We start from the raw sequence: 2,967 nt of genomic DNA, 5'->3' as shown, positions 1-2,967 counted from the left end.
GGAACCACGCATTTCGAGTACGACAAACTCGGCAGAATCACCCAAGCGGGTAACGAACGCTTCGCCTTCGACCCCGCGCACAATATTCTTTCAGACGGCCACAGCGGTGCCGTAACTGACAACCGCATTCGGGAATACAACGGCACCAGCTACTACCATGACGAGTTCGGCAATCTCATTCACCGCGAACTGCCAAACGGCGAAGTGCAGAACTATTTCTACGATTTGCACGACCAATTGGTTAAGGTGGAAATCTTTAAGAAAGACGGTACGAAAGAGACTTGGGCTTACCGCTACGATGCTTTGGGCAGACGGGTAAGCAAAGGCCGTCTGAAAATGGAGAACGCTAACGAAGTTTCAGACAGGCATTCAACAGACCATGCCTGTCTGAATACACCGAACGGCAAAGATATTTTAGACAGCGAAATTACCTTCCTGTGGGACGGCAGCCATCTGTTGCAGGAACACAATTCAGACGGCCTCTACACCTATATTTACACCGACCAAGGTTCTTACGAACCGCTGGCGCAAATCCGTGATTGGACGGATGCAGAAGGCAAAAACCAACAGCAGACCAACTACTTCCATTGCGACCAAATCGGCATACCGAGAGAAATGACCGACAAAGACGGTAAGCTGTTGTGGTTTGGGGATTATTACGGTTGGGGTAAGCTGAAAAGTGAGAACGACATTACTGGAGTGCACCAGCCGTTCAGGTTGCAGAACCAGTATTGCGACCGTGAAACGGGGCTGCATTACAACTTCTTTAGATACTATGAATCTGATGCGGGCAGGTTTATTAATCAGGATCCGATTGGGCTGATAGGTGGAGATAATCTTTATCAATTTGCATCTAATACCCAAACATTACTTGACCCTTTAGGATTAAAACATACGGCTATATGGCAGCTATTTGACAAACATGGGAAGCCTAAAACTGAAGCAGAATTAATTCAAAGTGGTTGCGATACACCACCTGGGCGAAGATTAACTTGGAATGAGCAACTTGAAGTACATACAGAGCGCAAAATTCTTAACAAGATTTTAAACATGGTTGAGCCAGGTGATGTACTAGTTATTCTCGGTGAAAAAAATCCATGCAATCCTGGAGGCAGAGGATGTCAAGCGGCTATGCAAGATTTTGTAAACAAAAACCCCGATGTTAAAGTAGTCTATATGACTCAAGAGCAAGATTGGCCTTTCGAATCAAAATGTAATAAATCAGACTGTTAAACGAATAGAGATTAATATGAAACTAAGTGAATGGAAATTGTTATCTAAACCTGAAAGAAAATGTTATCTAAATGCTTTATTGCTTCACTTGGGTAACAATTTTCACTTGGATGAACATACTATTGAGCACGATTATCCATGTATTATCTATGCAAGTAGATTAAATATTAAGTATAGATTAATCTTTGAGCATAATATTGGATTCGGATTGAGCGATCAGTGTCTAGAAAAAGCTAAAAAAATCAATTCTCCTCCGCAAATAACACTTTCTGAATTAACACCGTTCTCAATAGTGAATGTTCACTCTTATGCCATATCTGAGAGCCCTCTTCTAGAACATGATATAAGCATGATTTTGAATGATTTTTATATTAGCAATCTTAATTACCCTGCTTTTCTAACTAGAGAGATGGCAATAAGCGTATTAGATAAAATATCTGCTAGATTTTTAAGCGAATTAGAGTGGGAAGCTGCTGTTAAAAACGGCCGAGATATTCTATTTCCTTTTGGAGATGAACTACCTAAAGAATCCGACTTAGATTGGTGGATGTCATTTGATTTCAATAAATTTTCTCATAAGAGAATTAGCAATAATATCTGTGGCCTATTTTTTGGTGAATGGTGTGCAGATTTATTTTCAAAGAGCCATAGCAAAAATAGTGAAATATTGAACGGGGAATATGTTATTAAAGGTGGGGGAGCATATTTTTGGCCGTGGCAAGATGAAGAATGGGTATGGTGTATGTGTTCAATGAGAATGCCATCAGGAGATTTAATAGATGGGACATCAGTATTAAGACCAGCAATATCAATACCAAAAAATTTAAGCTATTGATATCAAATAATATTGATTGCCTATAAAATTAATCAAAAATATTTACTGTTTGAAGAACTCCTTCAGACAAATGTCTTTGTCCATCCCTACACAATTACGACAATGAACACTTAATCTTAATCTGAGACTATCTGAAAAACACTTTTCTGTTTTTTGCAGATAGCCTCTTCTTCCTGCCGCTTTCCAACTTTAACGAGTTGATGTTCAGCGATACTGCTGGCTCTGAAATGGTGAATTTTCAGGCACAGAAGCAAGCTGTAGCCCGTATAACATACTGATTTAATATGTACGGTACGTGCCAACAGCATGCACACGTTTTTTACCTGATTAACCTTAATCCACACAAAACCCCATCATGGCCCTCAACAAAATCGCCCGTAAGAGCAGTTCGTTCCGCGTGATTTTTACCGTGCCCGATTTCTGTTGGCCGCCTCCGCCCGCTCCGCCTACCGTACCGCCGATTCCTTTCCCTCTGTTTGCCGACCTCGGCGGCGCTATCGACGATCAGGGGCGGCTGTTTCCATTGCCGGAAGTAGACGAAGACGATGAAGAACCGGTATTGTTCGAGAGCGAACAAATCTGGTTCAGCAAGAATTCAGACGGCCATTATGTGATTGCTTCGTTGGACGGTTCGGTATCGTTGCGTTTTGCACCGCTGGCGGTATCGGAAGACGATCCGAACGGCGACAGTTGCAGCCTCTTGCCGTTGGTGGCGGTGGAAGATGCCAACGGCAACCATCAGCGTTTTATCTACCACCCGCTCACCGGACTGCCGCAATACATTATCGACGGCAACGGGCGGGTGTTCTACCTGCATTTCGGCAATGTCGCCGATGCCGCCGCGCCCAAATTGCGCTTGTTGTCGGTATCGCTGCTCGATGCCCTGCCCGCTGTCGGCT

Annotated in this window: 2 protein-coding genes and 1 pseudogene; all 3 read left to right on the top strand. The window is 43.2% G+C overall.

What is annotated here, in order from left to right; translation table 11 throughout:
* Positions 1–1,233 (top strand): RHS repeat-associated core domain-containing protein (locus Q0X97_RS11750; protein ID WP_302067602.1); only part of this gene is annotated, 1,233 nt, incomplete at its 5' end.
* A gap of 16 nt (positions 1,234–1,249) precedes the next feature.
* Positions 1,250–2,068 carry a hypothetical protein gene (locus Q0X97_RS11745; protein WP_302067603.1) on the top strand — a complete coding sequence of 273 codons (819 nt, stop codon included), beginning with the start codon at positions 1,250–1,252 and terminating at the stop codon, positions 2,066–2,068.
* 355 nt (positions 2,069–2,423) lie between these two features.
* A pseudogene (locus Q0X97_RS11740) lies at positions 2,424–2,967 on the top strand (RHS repeat family protein); the annotation flags it as partial.

The organism is Neisseria sp. MVDL19-042950, assembly GCF_030504625.1.
Classification (GTDB): domain Bacteria; phylum Pseudomonadota; class Gammaproteobacteria; order Burkholderiales; family Neisseriaceae; genus Neisseria.
The sequence above is the reverse complement of the archived record's forward strand: the minus strand, read 5'-3'. Positions and strand labels throughout refer to the sequence as shown.